Genomic DNA, 21178 nt, shown 5'->3' on the forward strand with positions numbered 1-21178 from the left:
TATTACCAAGAACCGTACATTGGGTTTGGCAGAATGAAAATCTCTGTACCAACTCGAGGCATTAGCGTATCAACACTGGCAGACTCTTGGATTACGCCGCCCACATCTTCAATATTGTCGCCAATTTGCATGATAATAGTGTGAGGCGCCGCCCAGGTTGATGTTGTGTCTTTAGACGTATTTGAACATGCGATCTTACCTTGGGCAAGCTGCATTCTTCGCAAGTCTTTGTCATTAACCATACCTTCTAGTCCGACTGCTTTTTTATCTTCAGCTGTGCGGCCAACTACGCAGGTATTGCTGGTGGTCAGCGGTAAACCTTGCGCTAAAAGGTTGTTCCACGTGTGGTTATCGAGTGTTTTATCGCGATTCGTTATAAGTGCCACCTTACCATTTCGCTTAACAACCTCGTCGATAAAATCAGCGACGCCAGGAACCAAAGTGGCTTCTTCACGCTTTACCCAGTCAGCCCAGCTTTTCGATGAATAACCCAAGCCGACACTTTCACGCTCTTTTTGGTAGGTGCTATTGTCTAGCACGGTTTCATCAACGTCCATTACCACAACCTCGCCATTAGCAAATCGCGTAGGCAGCGCTGTAATAGCCTGGTTATACACAAAGGTAGAAAGAACAGGGTACTCTTTGCTGCTGGTTTGATATATCACGGCGTTAGAAAGCGAATGTGCTTTTTCACCCGTCAGCGACGTTGATGGTGTTGATGAGCACGCCGCAATAACTGATACCGCAGCGCTAATGCACGCTAGTTTGCTGATATCAGTGAATTTGTTAACAGATAACAATGTTATTTTCCTTTTATCGTTTCTTCTGCCTGCGCATTTCAACATACTAACCACGTATGAACTTATCGATAAACTGGGCCTGATATTTCAGCTATGGCGTCGTGTGCATGCAGACTTTCTTGATGTTCTACTTTTACACGAAAATAGGTAGCTTGGTAATACTTACTTAACGCGGCATGTAGACGTCTTACCGAATCTTCAACAAACATGAGGTTTTCTGCATTACGTTTTGCAAACGCCTGTTCATCTTCACGCTTAACCGCGGTTTGAAGCGGCGTGCCGAGCGCGTTCTCTACTAAATCAATAATACCAATAAAATCGGGAATATCTTTGTTAGCTAAGTCCAAAGTTATGTCGGCAAACGAGCGCTGCGCATGAGCCGTGGCGATGCTGGCATCTTTAGAAGCAAGCCAAGCGCTTATTTCTTCTACACTTAGCTGCTGTCCTTCAGATTGTCTCGCTTCAAATTGTGTCGCAAAGGCCTCTGCCAAGGCTTTGCGTGAAAGTGATGCAGAGCATGGGCAGGTACTAGAATAAGGTACTCGCAGCTTAAGCTGTGCCTCATAACGTTCAGGTGAACGCCTTACACATAGTGAAGTGGGGTACGACTGATACCCTGATGTTTTGCTAATAAGCGCTGGGCGCGACACGGTGAGATCAAAACGCAAATTTAACTGAGCGCTATTACTGAGCCCATCTTGCGACTCGATAAGCGCGTTCATTAATGTGGTTAGTGCAGATTTGTGAAGGTCCTTATTGCTTAAGTACTGCTGTAATAAGTTGTACAAACGCGACATGTGAATGCCTTTGGCGTTGGGATGATCTAAACTTACTGTTACATCTACCTTTGCCTGACTACTTAAGCGTTCTCCTCGTTTACCTAACACATGCAGCGGTATTGCAATGCCCTGCATCCCAACACTATCAATAGCAGGAACTTGAGCAATAGATTGTTCAGTAGTGACATCGGGTAGTGCCGTGTCGCGACGATTGAAACTAGACAAAATAACCTCTGAATAAAACGTTAAGAAGTGTTACATCGCTATGCTTGAAAGCGTCGCTTAAAAGAACACTCGCTTTTGAAGAAGTGATGAAACTAATAGGTGTGCGACTGCGCGGTCTTGCGCTCGTCGCAGGTCGAGTCCGGAGTAGTTTCTCTGAGGCGGTAATTGGCAATATGCGCACTGACAATAATAAATGAAGCGATTACAGTGATAATAACTTCACCATATTCGCCAAGCACTTCGTGCCCTAAACCTACCCATTCGACCAGCAGTGGGCTGCTTAGCAATGTAAGGCCAGTAGCACCAGCTAGTACCACCCATTTATTTCTGTGATGTAAATAGCCTACTGACAGCGCAAAGGCGCCAATAGGCAGTACGAAAAACAGCAGTATTTGGTGGAAGGTTTCATCGTTGAGAATAGATACGCTTGCTAATGCCGGTATTGAAATCAATAGAATAGGCGTTAATAAACAATGGATGACGCAAAGCGATGAAAGGATCATTGCGATTTTGTCTGAAATGAGCTGCACTTTTGGCACTGCGCTGCTTCCTTGAGTTATTGAATTCATAGTATTTCCGGATATTGCTACTGCGCACGCTTTATTAATGAAACTTGCGCCTTAAAGTATAAAAACAATTAGTTGTTAATAGATAACCTTGGCTGACTTGGTGTTATTTCCATAGCACCTTGCCCCTCATTCGTTACCCAAATAGCGTTGACATGCTGCAAGCTCGGCCAATAAGTAAACCCTGTCATTTCGATACGCTTTAAAGGTTCTTGGCAGCTAAGCAAATACGCTATGCGAAAGTCAGAATGCGTGTTGTGATGGATGTCGCTTTCGTGTCCACTTTCATGCTCGTCATGCTCGTCATGCTCGTCATGCTCGTCATGCTCGTCATGCTCATCATGCTCATCATGCTCATCATGCTCATCATGCTTATCAGCTATTTCCCATGGACTTTCTAGGGTGGTGTCGAGCAGTTCACACGTGTTGCTAAGGGTAAAAATGTCGTCGAAGCGCAGAAACAATTCCTGCATGTTCTGATAACGTTTCTTTTCGTTAGCTGTGTTCGGCATGTACTCAAACCCCAACACGTCGGCAACAGGTAGCTGTAGCACAAACTGCCATTCACTTCCCGCTTGTAAGATTTGTAGCTTGCCTTCGCCGTGAGTATGAGGTGCAGCATGAATAGCGCTTATACTTATTCCAACCAAGTTCAATCCAACAAGAGCACCTACTTTAAGCAAAGCTGAAGAGGCGCGTAGCCCTTTTTGCGATCCTTTCCACTTAACCGAAATAGTTTTCATTTTTACCTCTTGCGTAATTGTTACAATATAACATACCATAAAAATAGAGTTGATACATTATCACATTACACAAATTCAGAGGTTATAATAATGAAACTGTCTCGATTGGCGTTAGGCTTATCGCTTTTAGCGCCCGCGTCACTTTTTGTGTCTCCGTCTGCGCTAGCACAAACACTTTCTGGTACGGTAACCAATGCAGCCGGAAAGCCTCTCGCCAACGCAACTGTTGAAATTGAGGCGCTAAAACGGGTTACCAGCACCAATGAGCAGGGTGAGTTCATTTTCTCTGACGTAAAGGGCGGTGAGTATACGCTGCACATATTCGCTTCTGGTTTTGCCCATTTACATGAAGAGGCAACAGTGCAATCGAACTCTACGGGTGGCGCTAACTTTGTCTTAGCGCGAAGTGCTATTGAAGTGATTGATGTGCATGCCACCCCTATGCATTTATCTGTCATGGAGTCGGCTACGCCGGTGAGCGTGTTATCTGGTGAAACCTTACGACGTCAACAAGCGGCTACACTTGGCGATACGTTAGAGAAACTGCCGGGCGTGCAATCTAACTTCCATGGCAACGTTGCTAGCACGCCAATAATTCGAGGCCTCAGTGGTCCGCGCGTATTGATCACCCAAAACGGTTTGGATGTGAGCGACGTTTCTCGCGTTGGTCCAGACCATGCGGTAGCCAGTGAAGCCTCAACCGCTAACCAAATTGAAGTATTGCGCGGGCCTGCCACCCTTTTCTTTGGAAGCGGCGCAATAGGCGGTGTGGTTAACGTAGTTGACCAACGCGTGCCAACCTCCACTGAAACACGCGGGGAATTTTTACTAGAAACCCAAACCGTCAACGACCAGAAGCTCGGAACGTTTAATGTGACCACTGGCATTGGCAACATGGCCTTCTATGCTGACGGTTTTTATCGCGACGCAAATGACTATGACACCCCCATGGCGCCTGATATTGATGACCCAGGCGGCGCGCATGTAGTTGAGAACAGTAACGAAGAGTCCCACGGATTTACGTTAGGTACCAGCTACCTATTTGATCAAGGTTATGTTGGTGTAGCGGTAGAAAGGTTCGAGAGAGAGTACGGCGTGCCTGGTCATAGCCATGGTGATGACTCTTCAGTTTTTGCAGACCTTGAGCAGACTAAGTATCAACTTCTAGGCGAGTACAACTTTTCTCATGATTTTTTGCAAAGTGTTCACTTTAGAGCGGGCTATACCGATTACGAACACGCTGAAATAGAAAGTGGTTTTGTCGGTACTACGTTTAGCAATGAAACCGAAGAACTTCGCGTTGAGCTATTGCACAAACCCATTGCCGGCTGGCGTGGCGGTGTAAGTCTTCACTACAAAGGCGCGGACGTTTCGGCACAAGGTGAAGAAGCTTTTACACCGCCTTCAGAAATGGAGATGTTCGCTATATCGTTGATGGAAGAGCGCCATTTTGGTGACTTCTTGGTTCAGTTAGGGGCTCGAGCGGAAAGAGTAACACTAGACGCTTCGAGTGTGCTGCTGCCTGAGTTAGATGCTCACGACCATGACGATGAACACGAAGAAGACGAGCATGCCCTCGATCATGACGAACACGATCATGATCACGATGAACACGAAGGCAGTGAGTTTGTTCGACAGTTCGAGGTAGACCAAGAGTTTACGCCAATATCACTGTCAGCGGGTGTGGTTTACACCATTAACGAAAACTATAACGTGGGTGTTTCACTTTCTCGTTCAGAACGCGCACCGTCGGCTTCTGAACTCCTTTCTTTCGGCCCGCATATTGGCACCCGTACCTATGAAATTGGCGCCTTGTTTGACTTATCAGAGGAAGGGGAGTTTGTGCTTTCTCAAACGCCTATCGATCTTGAAACGGCCAACAATATAGACCTAACGTTCAGAAAAACACAGGGCGATGTTGGCTTTGTATTTAATGCTTTTTATAACCAAGTAGATAACTATTATTTCCAGGAAGAAACTGGCTTATTCGCTGAAAGTGGCCATGACCATGATCATGGAGAAGAGGAGCACAGTGATGAAGAGCACAGCGAAGACGAACACAGCGATGAATTGCCTGTTTACCTGTTTGGTTCTGCTGATGCCATTCTTCATGGTTTTGAGCTACAAGTTGCGTGGCAAACCACTGATAATTTAAAACTCGATTTCTTTGCCGACTACGTTAAAGCACGACTTAAAAATGGTGGCGCACTGCCGCGAACCTCGCCTATGCGCGTGGGAACACATGTTGCCTACTCGCTCGACAACATTCGAGCCGACTTAGACATTACCCATTTTGCCAAACAAGACGACATCTCAACCTTCGAGACTGAAACAGATGGTTACACCCTTGTTGATGCATCAATCACCTATGACATTCCAATGGGTGATGTCGACTTATCTGTTTACCTGAGCGGTGAAAACCTCACAGACGAAAAAGCGCGCGTTCACACTTCATTTTTGAAAGACATTGCACCCCGTCCAGGCAGAAACTTTGCCTTCGGTGTACGTGGTTATTTTTAAAATCAGCTTAAAAAAAGAATTTTTGATAGGGATACACACATGAAAACTAGACTTACGCTAAGCGCTATAGCCAGTGCGCTTTTGCTTGCAGGCTGTGGTGATGCAGAAACAAACATTGTAGAGCTGGACCCTATTGAGGTGCCAGAAGATGATCACGACCATGATCACGATAACGACCACGACTCAGAATATGAAATCGAAAGTGAAGGCCGATTAGTGGTTGCCGACGCTGCATCAAATTCACTCACTGTATTTGATTTAGATGATAATTCAGTGCTTGATACCTTCTCTACCACCTTTGATGGAAGCAGTGTAAGCGCCTCAGCAGACTACCGCTTTGCGGTAATTAACAGTCGAGCAAACGGGTTAACTGAATTTCTTGATGGTGGATTGTGGCGTGAAGACCACGTAGAGCACCTGCATGACTATGAAGAAGCCCCAAGTTTGTCTGGTTTCACACTAGAAGGTAGCCAACCTACTCACGTAGTCACACATGACGGTCAGCTTGCTGTGTTTTACGATGGAGACGCCGATACCAGCATGCCAGCTGCGGTAAAAGTGGTAACTGATACGCAAATTGCCAGTGAAATTACAGAAATTCCTACTTTAGAGTTTACCGTAAATATGCACGGCGTCGCCGAACCTCGCGGTGACATGCTGATTAGTACCGTACGTCGAGATGATGCAGAGTCTCGTTCAGCCAACCCAATCTTGCCAGACAGCGTTGCAGTATATCATTGGCATGATGGTGAGTACGAAGAAGAGCAACGTTTTGATGGCGAATGTGCTGATTTACATGGTGCTGCTCAAAACGAAATCGCTGTGGCATTTGGATGCAGCGACGGCGTGCTGGTACTCAATGAAGATGATGAAGTATTTACCAGCGCGCTTATCGACAACATCGATGAACTTGGCGACCTGCGCATTGGCACAATGTATGGTCATGAACATGCAGAAGCCTTTATCGGTATTGCCTCACAACACGGCGGTGGTAGCGCTGTTTTGGCTAATGTGTCGCCTGTAACCAGTACAATGAGTGTAATTGATTGGCAGCCAGAGACTGACGCTCATGCAGTGTCATACGGTTTCTCAATGGGCGGTGAATTCTTTGTTATTTTAGATGACAAAGGTTTTGTAACACTGCTAGAAGCGCATGAAGAAGACGGTGAGACGCACTGGGAATTTGGGCACAAAATTGATGTAGCCAGTGCCAGCGCCGCAAATCTAACCGAAGAGCAGTCTTTTAGCATGGCGGCATCGCAACACGAAGAAGTCTTGTTTGTTGTTGACCCTGTTGCGCAAGCTATCCTTGCTGTTGATTTGGAAACCGAGACCACAGAAACTTTGCTTGAGCTAGACTTCGAGCCTGTAGGTGCAGTTTGGTTAGGTATAGCTGAAGAACACGACGACCACGATCACTAATCAGGCGTAGTGTTTTGCAAAAGGCTAACAAGCATTCAAATCCTGTTAGGTGAAGATTAGGGGCATAGCACTATGCCCCTAATAAAATCAAGCCCTTACTTTGCTCACGCCCTTACTTTTACTCGCACTCGCTTTGCTTTCACTGGCTAGGCATACAACAGCCCTTGCTGTGTTCTTCACCTTATATCACTGAGCGTCTATTCAAAACTTTCTTCTATGGCATCTCTGATATTTGGATATGTGGTTCAGTACAAATTACGCAAAATCTAACAAGTCAGTGCCAAAGAAATTATCGATGATGCAGCGCCATTCACCAGTCGCATCTTTTTGCAAAACATAAACAGCGCGCTTACCCTCGCAGGGTAGGGCGTTGGGCGTGGCTTTGGGGACAAGATATAGCTTAGCCACGACTAGCGCTACATCACCGGCTTGTATAACCCGTTCATCTCCGGTTGTAACAAAGTGGTCGGGCATGAATTTCTTTTGAAATTTAAGTAGAGCGTTAACGCAGTCGCGTTGCGTGGCATGCTCTTCAGTAGTCTGGTTTTGCATTAAGCTGGACATGGGGGTAGCGACCACTGTTGCATCGCTAGCATAACATTGGGATAAGGCGTCTTGATCGCCGCGGTTTACTGCGTCATGCAGCTGTTGTAATACGTGAGATATTGGGTTGTTCATGGCTGTCGTTCCATTTTTTAACGCAAGACGAGCCAATAAAAAACCCGCCTTTGCGGCGGGTTTAGTGAATTCTATTTACGCACTAGCTAACCCGCCCATTCCTAAGAATAGCGAGAATAATAATCAGCGCAGACGCTGAGTAAGCAGTATGTGTATTCGTGTTTTTAGGCATAGTGTTTAAAAACAATGTGCTGCTAGTGAGTATTTAATGACCTGAGTATCCTGTGCACCCAAGAGAAAGTCAACGGTTTTTGACCTTTACTTAAAAGCGATAGTTCAGCGAAAGATGCCACTCCCTTCCGGCACCAGGCACGCGCTCACCTACTTCAACATCGGCATTCATTACACGATTAATGCCGGCTGTGTGTGTGGCGTATTGTTTGTCGAACAGGTTATGAATAGTTGCCGTAACCTCAAGATTTGACTGCGTATTATCAAAAAGCGTTAAAAGCCCCGAGATATGAAATAAACCATAGCCTGCTGTGGGTGCCTCATTTTGCAGTGCCGAGATATGGTTTTGTGCGCCTGTTAATTCAGATGTAAGCTGCATTTGAAGCGGCGCATCAAATACTTGCGTATTCCATTGAACTGTTGTTGTTAACTGCTCTGGCGCAATGCGGAACAAAGCATCGTCAATGTCATCACGGTTACCATGCTGAATGGTTGCTACTGCACGCAAACTCAGGCTATCGGTAAGCTGGCCTTGCACCGTCATATCCGCACCTTTTATAACCGCGTCGGTATTCGTCCACTGAAACGGCTCTGTACCAGCCATCATGGTGGACACCATGTTCGCCGCCATATTCGTACTAGGTGATCCCGTGATGTAATCTTCTATATCTTGATAGAAAAGGCGGGGCGAGATAGTCCAATTTTTATAGCTGTAATCAATACCCACATCTAGTTTGCGCGCGGTTTCATTGTCTAATTCAAGGTTACCTATGTAGTTAAAACCGTCAGCCATGCCGCCCGAGATGCCAAGAGGTAGCCAGGTATAACGTTCGAAATAGGTAGGAGCACGATTTTTCTGAGACATACCAAGTACGATATCGAGTGAGTCGCTTGCATGGTATCGGGTGGTAGCAGCTATATCTAACATGCTGTAGTTTTCGTCACGGTCAGCGGCGTTAAAATTACTGACTAACGTAGCAACTGCTGGGTTCATCATCACCATGTTAGAACCCGCTTCTCCGGCCTCCATATTAACGCGGGTGTATCGCGCACCAAGCGTAGACGAATAATCTTCTTTGTTTAGTGTCCATTGGGCATAAATACTCGCGGTATCTCTTTGTACATTAGTAAAGTTATCTACAAAGAACATACCGTTATTTGGGTTAGTAATTACAGAGTTGTTTCGGCTGTGGTGTAGATAAGCGCCCAGTTCAAGCTCGCCACTATCCAACGGCATAACGTACTTGGCATCCAATCCCTGAGCGATAGCGTCAGCATTATTTTCTCTTGCCATATCATCTGACATTACCATGCGCTGTGAAAAATTATCCATAGCGTGTTGGTTACTGTTGCCAAACCAATTTATAGCAAAGTACTCTGCGTCGCTGGCGTTGTAGCGATAACCTAGTCGGTACCATGCTGCATCGATAAAACCTATATCCATGGCGAGCGCTGGTGTGCCGCTTTCATTGGTGTTTAGCTGTTGATAGCTTGCATCGACTTGGTGTTTTCCCCATTCATAGCCAAGTCTAAATTTTCCGCCGTTTCTTTGGTAGTGGCTATTGGGTATAACAGTGTTATCACCCGATTCTCGCTCATTACGCTGCTGGTGCATGAAAGCGCCGCTAATGAAAGCTTGCTCCGCTTTGTAAAGCATATTGCCCTGGTATTGTTGCCCGCTACCCGGATTAATTAAGCTGGCATTTACACTGCCAGTAATACCGCTTTCTAGAGCAAAAAGGGATGCTGCATCTGCGTTAATACGCAGCTTGCCGCCTAGGGTTTGTACTCCAGCACTCACCGGTACAATACCGCGATACAAGGTGGCGGTAAGCCCTGGCTCTGGCAGTACGTGGGATAAGGGCGAGTCCATGGCGTTAGGTCCCGCACCGGCTATATCGACACCGTCGATGGATACGCCGACCCTATCGCCAAACAGCCCTCGGTATTGGATAAGGCCTGTAACCGGCCCGTTTCGGGAAACGGATACGCCAGGTAGTTGCGCTAACTGATCGCCAAAATCAGCGTCTATATTGGTTGCGGCAGTCACCGTTTCGCGCTCAATTTCTAGTGTATTATCATTAAGCGAAGAGCCGATAACTGTAATCACTTCTGTTGAAGCGCTGTCAATAAGTTCAGATGTGTTTGCATAAACGTGTGCAGATGTGCAGGCAGCTGAAACAGCGAATGCCAGTAAAGAATACTTCATAACAATTCCATTAAATAAACGAACTATATGCACGGTTAAACCATGCGCGTTAAGTGTGTTTTTTAGGTTTTGCTATGCAATGGGTGGAGCGCGGCCAAGCGGGGCGGCAAACGCAAATGATGTGTAAGGCGCTGCTGCAAGGCGAGATACTAAGGCGCGATAGCGCACAAGGGATAGCACCGCCATTGAATCTACCGGTACATTATCAATATGAGGAAGGTCTGCGAGTGTGCCATTGGTACAATCTACATGCTCGACAGGCGCTTTTAGCAGCTCGGGGCTTATAAATACAAATTCACCTTTAAGCTCTGTGGCACTAAGCGATATGTATCGCATGGTGTTGCCAGTACAAATAAGTTCAATATCGTCGCCCACCATTTTACGTGCATGCTGCATAGTATGCGAAGCCAGGCCGAGTGCTAATGCATTTTGCAAAAGCATACAAAGGCAAAGTGTTAAGGCTATAAGGCGTTTAATCGACATTTTTTATCTTTTTAAATTGCGCACTTTTATCATAGCCTGTGACGACAGTTTATTTCCACTGATTAATTGTTTTCATTAATACCAGCTTTAATACCTGCTTTCTGTAACTTCCGGTATAGGGTGCGTGTACTTACGCCTAACTGGTCCGCAAGTTGGTTTATATCGCCTTTGAAAGCAGTACAAACCTCAGCAAGATAAGTCTGTTCGGCATCTTCTAGCGTCATAATTTCATTCGCAGGATATTCTGACCCTTTAACATTCACTTTACGAACGTATTTGCCATTACTACTTGCCTTTGAACTGATAGTACTGGTCATTAGGCTGAGGTCTTCGCCTGTAAAATCATCGTCAAGGTCAGGTAAGTCTGACTCGTATATTACGGGCTCATCGGCAAATAATATGGCTTGCTCCACGATGTTACGTAGCTCGCGAATATTGCCCGGAAACGAATAGCTACTCAGTTTCTCTAGTGCTTTTTTGCTGAAACGCTTTTTCTCTCGCGACTGGGCTAAAAAGTGCGTTGCGATGAGCGCAATATCTGATTGCCTTTCTCGCAGAGACGGAAGGCTAATAGGAAAGCCTGCAATTCGGTAATAAAGATCGCGCCTAAACTCGCCTTTTTCTACCATTTGTTTCAAATTCTTATGCGATGCGCAAACCAAACGGAAGTTAGCTTTCTTGGATACTACACTACCCACTGGGCGATAGGTTTGGGTCTCAAACAATCTTAGTAGTTTAACCTGCATGGCAAGGGGTATATCACCTACTTCATCGAAAAATAGGGTGCCGCCTTCTGCCGCTTCTACTAACCCTTTTTTGTTTGAAGTAGCGCCAGTAAAGGCACCTTTTTCATAACCGAATAGCTCACTTTCAAGCAAAGAGTCAGACAGTCCAGTGCATTCAATTACAACAAAAGGCTTATCTGCACGACAACTGTTAGAGTGTAATGCCTGCGAGACCAACTCTTTGCCTGTCCCAGTTTCTCCATGTAGCAATACCGCTATATCCGAATTTGCGGCGCGATTTATTTTATTAAGCATAGTTTTAAATGCTTCTGACTCGCCAATTATCTTGCCTGCTGCAGGGCGATTAGATGCAAATGCAAGCTTATCTAAAATCTCTAAATAACCTAATAAATCGCCATTCCCATCGAATATTGGACGCATCAAAATATCGCAATAACTTTGACCTTCGCTGGTGGAGTGAATATGTACCACGCTCGCCGCTCGTCCAGTCGTCTTACTTTGCTGCATGGGACACTGCTCGCCGCATTGATCACAGGGTTTGCTGTTGCGATGAGATACCTGATAGCAGGTGCTATAGCCTAACTTAATATTAACGGGGTACGTGTCTCTGTAAGGCGCGTTAACCGCCTCAATAATATAGTTTTGATTGATGAAAATAGCGGGTCTGTCTATTGCATCTATCATTGCTTGTACAATTGATATGTTCACTGTCAGCGTATTAGTTAATTCTAATTTTATCCCATCAATTTAACATACTGGCACAAAGCTTGTTCACTGTTTGAGATAAATGACTTGGCCCGAGTGGCCATAAACTCAGTTATCAGGAGCGTTACTCTATGAATAAATGTGTGGCTTTAATGGCGTTAAGCACGATATTAAGCGCAACAGTAAGCGGCTGTAATCTCGCTGAAAAGCCTCAAATGACTAATGTTGATGCGCAAGAAGGCGAGGTTCAAATAAAAATTAAACAAGCTAAAGAGCACGTAAAAGCGCTTGGCGCTGGATTAAAAACGCGACTGCAACAGGCTATAAAATCTGGTGGTTTAACAGCGGGCGTAGAAGAGTGCCAATTAGCCGCAGGACCAATTGCTGAGAGCCTAAGCAAGAATGGTTGGGTGATAGGGCGTACTTCACTCAAAGTACGTAACCCGGGTAATGCGCCCGATGATTGGGAGCGAGAACAGCTAGCGCATTTTTCTAGTCTTTTAGAGAAAAACAAGCTAACTAGTGAACCGCTTAAAAGGCCTTTAGACACATATCAGTATGATGATGAAAGCGGTGAATTTCGCTATATGATGGCCATTGAACAAGGTCAAATTTGTATGGCGTGCCATGGCACTAATATAGCCCCTGCTGTGAAAGATGTTATTGCTAAACATTACCCTGATGACCAAGCTACGGGATTTGAAGTTGGTGATTTGCGCGGTGCTTTTACGCTTACATATCGACCTAAATAGCGGTAATTTTTCTAACTTAGCTCCTCAGTGTCCCACTGACAAGGTACTTAGCACTTTCCTCCCATTTACATTAGTGTCATTTTTGTCTCTCCATTGACAAAAATGACGCAATTTTCATATTAGATTATTGCGATAGATCAAAGTGCTCAACTTTCCACCATGGAATAATCCCTCTGCAGCGTACGCAAATGCCGTTCTGCGACCAAGCTTTGCTTTTAAAGTGAAACAAATTTGGCGAGTGGCACAGACCGTGCTCTAACAATGCTGCTAAAGCTGAAAGTTCAGCAATTATCCCACTGAATACTATACAAACTATTTTTATTTCATGTGCTTAGCGCACCTGTTTGACAAGGGAGATAACCCATGAGCGATACGTTAATAGAACTATCGCGGTGGCAATTTGCATTAACTGCAATGTTCCACTTTATTTTTGTACCCTTAACGTTAGGGCTTAGCTTTTTACTTGCCATTATGGAATCTGTTTACGTGATGACAGGTAAGGAGATATACAAGCAAATGACCCAGTTTTGGGGAAAGCTGTTTGGAATTAACTTTGCCATTGGGGTAGCTACTGGCTTAACCATGGAGTTCCAGTTCGGCATGAACTGGTCATATTATTCTCACTATGTGGGCGATATCTTCGGAGCACCGCTGGCTATTGAAGGATTGATGGCGTTCTTCTTAGAATCTACTTTCGTAGGTTTGTTCTTCTTTGGCTGGGACAAAATGTCTAAGGTTAAACACCTTATGGCTACATGGCTGGTGGCGATTGGCTCAAATTTCTCAGCATTATGGATCTTAATTGCTAACGGTTGGATGCAGTACCCAGTAGGCGCTGAATTTAACTTTGAAGCTATGCGCATGGAAATGACCAGCTTCGCTGAAGTTGTTTTCAACCCGGTTGCACAGGTTAAGTTTGTTCACACGGTATCTGCAGGTTACGTGACCGGCGCTATGTTCGTATTAGCCATTTCAAGCTATTACCTGCTTAATCATAAACACATCGCTTTTGCACGTCGTTCATTCGCTATAGCCGCGAGCTTTGGTTTAGCGGCGACCTTATCAGTTATTGTGTTGGGTGATGAAAGTGGCTACGAGCTTGGTGACGTACAAAAAGTGAAGCTGGCTGCTGTCGAGGCTGAGTACGAAACCCACCCAGCACCTGCACCATTTACCGTTTTCGGCATACCGAACGATGAAAAAGAAGAAACCGAGTATGCACTTCAGGTTCCATGGGCAATGGGCATCATTGCTACCCGTTCGTTAACCGAAGAAGTAAAAGGTATAAAAGATTTAAAAGAAGAAAATCGCGAGCGTATCTTAAGCGGTATCAAAGCATACGAAGTGCTAGATGATGTAAGAAACGGCACTGCGACAGCTGAGCAGCGCGCGGCCTTTGAAGCAAACAAAGACAGTCTTGGCTACGCCATGCTGCTTGAGCCCTACACAGACGATGTGTCAAACCCGTCAGAAATCGCCATTCAGCAAGCCGTCGATTACAGCATTCCTCCGGTAGCCCCGCTATTTTGGAGCTTCCGAATCATGGTTGCTGCAGGCTTTATTATGCTAGCGCTTTTCTTATGTGCTTTTTATTACAGCACTAAACACAAAATCACTCAGCCTCGCTGGTTGCTAAAAGGCGCACTTTATGGCTTGCCGCTTCCTTGGGTTGCCTGTGAAGCAGGGTGGTTCGTAGCAGAGTATGGTCGTCAGCCATGGTCTATCGCAGAAGTGCTGCCTGTGCATACTTCGGTGTCTAATCTAGCTATAAGCGATGTGGTCACCACCATTGTGGCGTATACCGTTTTTTACACTGTGATGTTCATTGTCGCTTTCTACTTGATGAAGAAATTCGCGAAAAAAGGTCCAGTCCCGCCTGAGGACAAACAGCATGAGACTGAACTTGATCTTATTGACCTTGACGAGCAAGGAGCAAAGGCATGATTGATTATGAACTATTGAGAATCATCTGGTGGTGTTTGGTTGGCGTTCTGCTTATTGGTTTTGCTGTGACAGATGGCTTTGATTTAGGTGTGGGTGCATTGCTAACACTTATTGGTAAAAACGATAAGGAGCGTCGCGTAATGATCAACACTATTGGACCGCACTGGGATGGTAATCAGGTGTGGTTTATTACCGCTGGTGGAGCAATCTTTGCTGCCTGGCCGATGATATACGCTACGGCGTTTTCCGGCTTTTACCTTGCTTTAGCGTTAACGCTAATCGCCTTATGGATGCGCCCAATTGGCTTCGACTACCGCAGTAAATTGCCCAACCCACAGTGGCGGAAAGCGTGGGACTGGGCTTTGTTTGCGGGTGGTATTATTCCTGCGCTTATCTTTGGGGTAGCGTTCGGTAATCTGCTACTAGGTGTGCCTTTCGAGTTAGACAGCACCCTGAAATCAACCTACACAGGCTCGTTCTTTGGTTTGCTAACACCTTTTGCTTTAGTCAGTGGCTTATTGTCAGTAGCGATTTTGTTAAATCACGGGGCTACTTGGCTTCAGATGAAAACCGACGGTTTCATCGAGGTTCGCGCTCGGGCGGTATCGGTAGTGCTTAGCTTGGTAGGTGTAGCACTGTTTGCAATTGCAGGTTTTTGGGTGGCATTTGGGCTTGATGGCTTTGTCATCACATCCGCAGTAGATACTATCGCTACATCTAACCCGCTTAAGAAGGAAGTGGCGATTGAAGCAGGCGGCTGGATGAGTAACTACAGCAAATATCCCTTCATGATGATTGCCCCTGTCTTAGGTATTGCTGCGGGCCTTGCCTGTGCGTTTTTCTCTAAAAAAGGCAACGCAGGTATGGCGTTTGTATCAAGTGCACTGTTTATTACGGGTGTAATTTTAACTGCGGGCTTTTCGATGTTCCCTTTCTTGATGCCAAGTATCGTTATGCCAGAAGCGAGTCTGACTGTTTGGGACGCAACGTCTAGTCACCTAACGCTAAACGTTATGTTTATTGTGGCCTGTATCTTTGTTCCTATTATCTTAAGTTACACAGCCTACAGCTTTTACGTAATGCGTGGTCGCATTAAAAGTGATGATCTCGACCAATCTCATACCATTTATTAAGGAGGGTGCTATGTGGTATTTCGCTTGGATATTAGGAGTTTTACTGGCTTGCTCTTTCGGCATTATCAACGCCATGTGGTTGGAAGCTACAGAAAATATGGATAGACCCGAAGACCAAGAATAGGAGTGGAGGTAGGCTGACCGCAAGAACACGCCGTTATCCCATCCGTGGGGGCTCTTCAGCAGCGTCACTGCTGCTGAAGGTTTGGGACGGGGAGGACTCCGCGCAATCAGAGTGATTGAAAGATGGAGGAGGGCTTTTTTGCAGCCAGCTCTCCACCATTTCGAAGAAACAAAACAACATAAAAGATAGAAATTAACAGTGATTAAAGAAAAGGTTCCCAACAGACAAACACTTACTCAGTGGTGTAAGGACATGGATAGCGCGCACACGCTTGGCCTGCGCCGTTCGCTTATGTCACAGGTAGCGGTTAAGTGTTTGTCGCTTTTTTCTTTGATTATTGGCTTTTATTACTTTTCTTGCATAGCTCAAGATTGGGTAGTGAATGAGTCGCCTGCGGCTCAAAATGATCTTGTGGGTCTATCTGTTTGCTTAGGAATAACTTGGTTATTGCAGGGAGCAGTGAATCGGTTATCGCAACAAGCGAAAAGCACTGTGCTCCACAAATTAGAAATACAGTTAAAGAAGATATTTGTCATTCGACAACACGCGTTAGTTCGCCAGAACTCAGTGTATTATTGGCAATCGCTATGGTTACAGCATCTACAAGCTTTTACAGATTGGGCGTTGGAATATCGTGTACAGCAAGCAATTGCGGTGGTAGTTCCACTATTAGCATTAAGCGTTCTCTTTTATGTAAATCCCGTTATTGGTTTTGGTTTGCTTATTACTCTGCCCGTGGTGCCGCTTTTCATGATTATTGTTGGTAAGGGCGCGGCTGCACTGCATCGCAAACACTTTGGCGCTCTTGAACGGCTGGGAAGTTTGTTTACAGACCGTTTAACGGCATTGCCGATGCTAGCAAATTTTCAAGCGCATCAAAGACAAACCGTCCTGCTAAAAGAAGCAAGCAAACATTTAAATAATCGTACAATGAAAGTTGTCAGTGTCGCGTTTTTATCCAATAGTGTGCTCGATTTTTTTGCCACTCTTGCTGTTGCGTTAGTGGCGGTATTTATTGGTTTTTCGCTATTACGTGAGCTTGAAATAGGTCCAGCTATAACCTTGCAGCAAGGCTTATGGATTTTACTTACCGTACCCTTGTTGCTAAGTGAAATGAAAAAACTGGGCCAGGTGTATCATCAAAAAGCTCAGGCTGAAGCAGCACAAGAAGAACTGGCTCCCTTGTACAAAAACATGCCCAGTACGGTTTCATTACAATGTCGTGCTCAATGTGCCGATAACCCCGAAGAAATGTCACGGTTACTAGATGCTTCTAACTTCAATGTGTTCGACTTGCGTGAGCCTGCTTTACTTAATGAAGGGCGCGTACAACCTGCCTTACTAAAAGCTGACTCATTGATAATCTCAAAAGGCGATAAGGTGCTTCTTAATGGGAAATCTGGAGCGGGAAAAACCCTATTGCTAGAGGCGCTTAGCGGTCAAAGACCAGCAACACATAAATTTGAACAGCTAGTATTGTGGATCACTCAGCACCCTGTCATTACGCCCGGTACAGTGCGGGAGAATTTATGTCTTAACGATACTTACTCCGATGACATCTTAATGACAGCACTGCGAGATGTTGAACTTGAAGCTTGGCTAACACTGTTGCCCTACGGGCTTGATACGGTTATGACAGACTACCCTCAACTTTCAGGCGGTGAAGCACAACGTTTGTCACTGGCAAGAGCGTTATTACGTGATGAAAGTATCTGGCTTCTCGATGAACCAACCGCACATTTACCCGATGAACAGCATCATAGGCTAGCTCAGTTGATTAAACGTTTGGGCGAGAGCAAAACCTTGATATGGGCCTCTCACAAAGCATTGCCATGTAACTGGTTTAATCAGTTTTGGTCGGTTGAGAAAAAAACTCCACTCAACCAAGCGAATAATGAAGTGAATAATGCTCACAGCGACACTGGTATAGAACACGGTAACCACGATTGCGATGTAGCAAGTGTAGTGAAAGTAGTAAGCAATGCTGTCAATAAAAATCTAAATGACCAGAAAGGGAGTTTCAGCTTTGAATAACGGAAAACCCGCTTATCTGACGCTACTATTGGCTCTTTTGCACGGCATAGCCGGTATTAGTATTCTTGCTATTTCTGCTTGGTTTATCGCGATTAGTGCGATAGCGCCAGTGGGGTTTAACTATGTAATACCTGCTGTAGTTATTCGCGCGTTGGCGCTCCTTCGTATTGCGTCAGGTTATGCCAGTATGTGGTTTGGACACAACGATTTGCTAGCACGTATTGCAAAAGAGCGCTTGCTCGTTTTTCGTCAGCTAGAAAACAACCAAATAGCTGACAAGGCCTACACCACGGAAGCATTAGCTCAACATACCGAAGAGCTGGCGAGCAAATGGATTGCATGGGTCGCCCCTCTATCAAGCGTTGTATTCATCTTCTCAGGTTTGTGCGTTGCCGCGGTGTACCTTGACCTCCCAGGCGCTCTTTATATTTTGGCGCTACTTGTTGCTTGGCTAATTGCTGTGGTCGTGCAGGGCCTAGGCGCACTAACTCTTGCGAAAGAGGCCAATAAAGTAAATAAGCAGTTTCGTCAGCAATCTTCCGATTTTTTCAACCGCAGTGCCATTTGGCATCTGGACAGATCGATGGTTGAAAGTAACCCTGCCTCATCAAACACTGACAGCACTAAAATACCGAGCGCTAATCAAGTATGGCATTTACAACTTGCGCAAAAAGCTAAGGCACAAGGCACTGCATGGTGGTTTCAGGGTTTAGCGTTTTTATTTGTTATTTTAGTCATGTCGGGTATATCACCCGTGGTGTCGGCCTTTGTATTCGCACCTATCGCCATAATCATACCTATGGTTCTATTGGCAGCGCCAGACTGGGCAAGTGCAGGCTTTTTAAGTGTAAGTAAGTTTGCGCAGTATAAACAAAGCGTCAGTGCTCTTAAGCAACTTAAAGCCACGCCAATTAAGCAGTATCGCGATAGAGAAATAAAACACTCACTTAATTTAATTCAGTTTTCTGCTAAAGGTCGACATGCAAGTATGGTTAATACTTCGCTAGCTGCGAATGGTGTTGTTTGTATTTCGGGGTCGTCGGGATGCGGTAAGTCTTCATTGCTGCAATCAATTATTGGTTTGCTGCCAGCGACAGGGCAGCGCGCAATTGACGGGGTAGCCATGCCCGAGGGCATGGTGACAAACTGGCGCTATGTAGAGCAGGAACCTATTGTGTTATCCGGGAGTATATCCTTAAACCTAGACCCAGCGGGCAATGATATTTCTCAAAATGAAATGTGTGATCTGTTATCCGCGCTTGGCCTAGAAGAGATTCTGCCCTTAACGACTTGGGTAGGAAAGGCTGGAAGGCCTTTATCTGGAGGCGAGAAAAAACGTTTGGCCTTGGCTCGCGCAATATTAGCGAAGCCACCAGTTCTTGCTGTAGATGAGCCTTTTGAAGGGTTAGATTCTCACACACAACAAAAGGTTAGCAAGGTGCTTAATGGTCTTTCCACTACGACGTTGATTTTGGTAGCTTCTCATACAACACCCGACGCGCTAAACGTAAAAACGCATCTTCAACTAGGTGAAGCAGACATTAATACTTCACTGCAAACACAGTGCGCTATTTCATAGCCTTTTGTTCGAAGTTTCTTGTAATGTCTTCTAAGCTTCTACCCTTAGTTTCCGGAAAGAGCTTAGCAACTAAAATGAGGCTGATTAATGCAAAACAGCCGTAAATGGCAAATGTTGTGGCTGCGCCTAAGTTAGCTAGCTCCCATGGAAAGATAATTTGAACTAGAAAGCTGGTTAAGGAGTTAATCACGCCCACCAAAGAGATAGCCAAACCACGAGTTTGATTAGGAAAAATTTCGGCTAGCATCGCCCACATCACCGGGCCTAAAGACATAGCGAAAGAGGCTACAAACGCGATAATGCCAAATAGCACTAAGGGCGCGTTCATAGTGATACTGCTGGTAAGCAATGGCTGTTGGTAAGTATCAAACTCTTCATTTGATAAAACTGTTTTAAGCGCCCGTTTAAACTCTACGTCTGAATAATAGACTTCGTTGGTTAGAGGCTCTAGTTTACTTGCTACACTGGGCGTTTCTTGTTGGATAGTGCTAACGGCAGTTTGTTGCACTTGGTAAGTGGCTTGTTTAAAACCATAAGTGCAGATAGCCATGCTAATTGTAACACCGGTTAAACCCACAATGAGTAGTGGCTTTCTACCCCACTTATCAATAGTCATCATTGCCACAACAGTAAAGGCGACATTCACTACACCAATCCATACCGCCTGCATAAAGGCGGCGTTGGTACCCACGCCACTTTGTTCAAAAATAGTAGGAGCATAGAAAAAGATAACGTTGATACCGGTAATTTGCTGCGCAATGGCAATAATAATTCCTACCATTAAAGGAAAGCGCATGGCTTTTGCTTTTAAAAAACCAAGACGCTCGCGTAACGTCCAAGACTTCTCGTTAAGCGAAGATGCAATATCTTTAACAAGTGCTTGGGCTTGTGTTTTATCGAAAAGGCGGTTTATCACCTGCTCTGCTTCTTCTTGCCTACCTTTTAGTACCAACCATCGAGGACTACGGGGAATAGTAAATAGCAGGCCAAACCACAGCGCGGCTGGAATGACTTCAAGACCTAACATGTAGCGCCATAGATAAGTGTCTAAACCCCAATCGGCAACCCAGGCTGCTCCACTGCCGCTAAGCTGCAGCAAGTAGTAGTTAGTGAAATAGGACAGGGCGAAACCAAACACAATGTTGAGTTGATTCACCGATACCATTTTTCCACGGTTTTGTGGTGAGCTAATCTCCGAAATATACAGTGGGGCAATGATTAGCGAGCAAAATGCTATGCCGCCAATAAACCGAGCAAGCACTAGCAGTTCGAAATTAGGGGCGAGGGCAGAGCCTATGGATGAAAGTAAATACAAGAAAGCGACAAGAATGAGGGCTTTTCGTCTGCCGATAGCGTCGCTTATGCCGCCCGCAAAAAGCATGGCAACAAGTGCGCCCAACGTGGGGGAGCTGACTACAAAACCTTGCTGCCAATCACTTAGGTTCAACTCGGCGTCAATAAAGCCATTGGCTCCGGCTATTACGCTGGCATCAAAGCCAAATATGAACCCACCAAGGGAAACAATAAGCGTGTAGTATAGCGAGGGAGACAGGGCTTTATTCATT

17 protein-coding genes are annotated in these 21178 nt (G+C 45.4%); 8 read left to right on the top strand and 9 right to left on the bottom strand.

Features of this window, described 5'->3' with window-relative positions; all coding sequences use genetic code 11:
* Positions 1-2: 2 nt before the first annotated feature.
* The 4 genes from D1814_RS08855 to D1814_RS08870 all read right to left on the bottom strand — a co-directional run bounded on the left by D1814_RS08855 (position 3) and on the right by D1814_RS08870 (position 3113).
* Positions 3-800 (bottom strand): 5'-nucleotidase, lipoprotein e(P4) family, encoded by a 798-nt coding sequence (locus tag D1814_RS08855; protein WP_118491472.1) that lies wholly within the window; start codon positions 798-800, stop codon positions 3-5.
* Between the two features lie 62 nt (positions 801-862).
* Positions 863-1804, bottom strand: a complete 942-nt coding sequence (gene folE2 / locus D1814_RS08860) for a GTP cyclohydrolase FolE2 (protein ID WP_118491474.1) — start codon at positions 1802-1804, stop codon at positions 863-865.
* Between the two features lie 92 nt (positions 1805-1896).
* Positions 1897-2373 (bottom strand): MerC domain-containing protein, encoded by a 477-nt coding sequence (locus D1814_RS08865; protein ID WP_232369003.1) that lies wholly within the window; start codon positions 2371-2373, stop codon positions 1897-1899.
* Between the two features lie 68 nt (positions 2374-2441).
* Positions 2442-3113 (bottom strand): ZrgA family zinc uptake protein, encoded by a 672-nt coding sequence (locus D1814_RS08870; RefSeq protein WP_232369004.1) that lies wholly within the window; start codon positions 3111-3113, stop codon positions 2442-2444.
* An 87-nt stretch (positions 3114-3200) separates the two neighbouring features.
* On the opposite strand from D1814_RS08870, the gene D1814_RS08875 reads away from it, so the two are divergent.
* Complete coding sequence (locus D1814_RS08875) at positions 3201-5633, top strand: TonB-dependent receptor (RefSeq protein WP_118495353.1); 2433 nt, start codon at positions 3201-3203, stop codon at positions 5631-5633.
* A gap of 39 nt (positions 5634-5672) precedes the next feature.
* Complete coding sequence (locus D1814_RS08880) at positions 5673-7055, top strand: 5-methyltetrahydrofolate--homocysteine methyltransferase (RefSeq protein WP_118491478.1); 1383 nt, start codon at positions 5673-5675, stop codon at positions 7053-7055.
* A 255-nt stretch (positions 7056-7310) separates the two neighbouring features.
* Here the strand turns inward: D1814_RS08880 and D1814_RS08885 are convergent, their stop codons facing one another.
* From D1814_RS08885 to D1814_RS08900, 4 genes are all read right to left on the bottom strand, one after another.
* A complete protein-coding gene (locus D1814_RS08885; RefSeq protein ID WP_118491480.1) occupies positions 7311-7733 on the bottom strand; it encodes a YybH family protein in 423 nt (140 codons plus the stop codon).
* 262 nt (positions 7734-7995) lie between these two features.
* A complete protein-coding gene (locus D1814_RS08890; protein WP_118491483.1) occupies positions 7996-10113 on the bottom strand; it encodes a TonB-dependent receptor in 2118 nt (705 codons plus the stop codon).
* A gap of 72 nt (positions 10114-10185) precedes the next feature.
* The gene (locus tag D1814_RS08895) at positions 10186-10596 is read right to left on the bottom strand and encodes a hypothetical protein (RefSeq protein ID WP_118491485.1); all 411 of its coding nucleotides are present in this window, start codon (positions 10594-10596) and stop codon (positions 10186-10188) included.
* Between the two features lie 62 nt (positions 10597-10658).
* A complete protein-coding gene (locus tag D1814_RS08900) occupies positions 10659-12026 on the bottom strand; it encodes a sigma-54 interaction domain-containing protein (protein WP_118491487.1) in 1368 nt (455 codons plus the stop codon).
* A 152-nt stretch (positions 12027-12178) separates the two neighbouring features.
* On the opposite strand from D1814_RS08900, the gene D1814_RS08905 reads away from it, so the two are divergent.
* From D1814_RS08905 to D1814_RS08930, 6 genes are all read left to right on the top strand, one after another.
* Positions 12179-12799, top strand: coding sequence for a Tll0287-like domain-containing protein (locus D1814_RS08905; protein WP_118491490.1), 621 nt, complete (start codon positions 12179-12181; stop codon positions 12797-12799).
* A 363-nt stretch (positions 12800-13162) separates the two neighbouring features.
* Positions 13163-14743 carry a cytochrome ubiquinol oxidase subunit I gene (locus D1814_RS08910; RefSeq protein ID WP_118491492.1) on the top strand — a complete coding sequence of 527 codons (1581 nt, stop codon included), beginning with the start codon at positions 13163-13165 and terminating at the stop codon, positions 14741-14743.
* On the top strand, positions 14740-15876 hold the full coding sequence (gene cydB, locus D1814_RS08915) for a cytochrome d ubiquinol oxidase subunit II (RefSeq protein WP_118491494.1): 1137 nt from the start codon (positions 14740-14742) through the stop codon (positions 15874-15876). Before D1814_RS08910 ends, cydB begins: the two co-directional genes overlap by 4 nt.
* Before the next feature lie 10 nt (positions 15877-15886).
* Positions 15887-16000 carry a cytochrome bd-I oxidase subunit CydX gene (gene cydX, locus D1814_RS08920; protein ID WP_012519975.1) on the top strand — a complete coding sequence of 38 codons (114 nt, stop codon included), beginning with the start codon at positions 15887-15889 and terminating at the stop codon, positions 15998-16000.
* A 252-nt stretch (positions 16001-16252) separates the two neighbouring features.
* Entirely contained in the window at positions 16253-18034 is a 1782-nt protein-coding gene (locus D1814_RS08925) for an ATP-binding cassette domain-containing protein (RefSeq protein ID WP_118491496.1), read from the top strand.
* Complete coding sequence (locus D1814_RS08930; RefSeq protein WP_232369005.1) at positions 18027-19613, top strand: ATP-binding cassette domain-containing protein; 1587 nt, start codon at positions 18027-18029, stop codon at positions 19611-19613. The genes D1814_RS08925 and D1814_RS08930 overlap by 8 nt, the downstream gene beginning before the upstream one ends.
* Here D1814_RS08930 and D1814_RS08935 read toward each other — a convergent pair.
* Positions 19603-21177, bottom strand: coding sequence for a sugar porter family MFS transporter (locus D1814_RS08935; RefSeq protein ID WP_118491500.1), 1575 nt, complete (start codon positions 21175-21177; stop codon positions 19603-19605). The two genes, D1814_RS08930 and D1814_RS08935, sit on opposite strands and share 11 nt — an antisense overlap.
* Position 21178: the final 1 nt, after the last annotated feature.

The sequence above is a fragment of the Alteromonas sp. BL110 genome (assembly GCF_003443615.1).
Classification (GTDB): Bacteria; Pseudomonadota; Gammaproteobacteria; order Enterobacterales; family Alteromonadaceae; genus Alteromonas.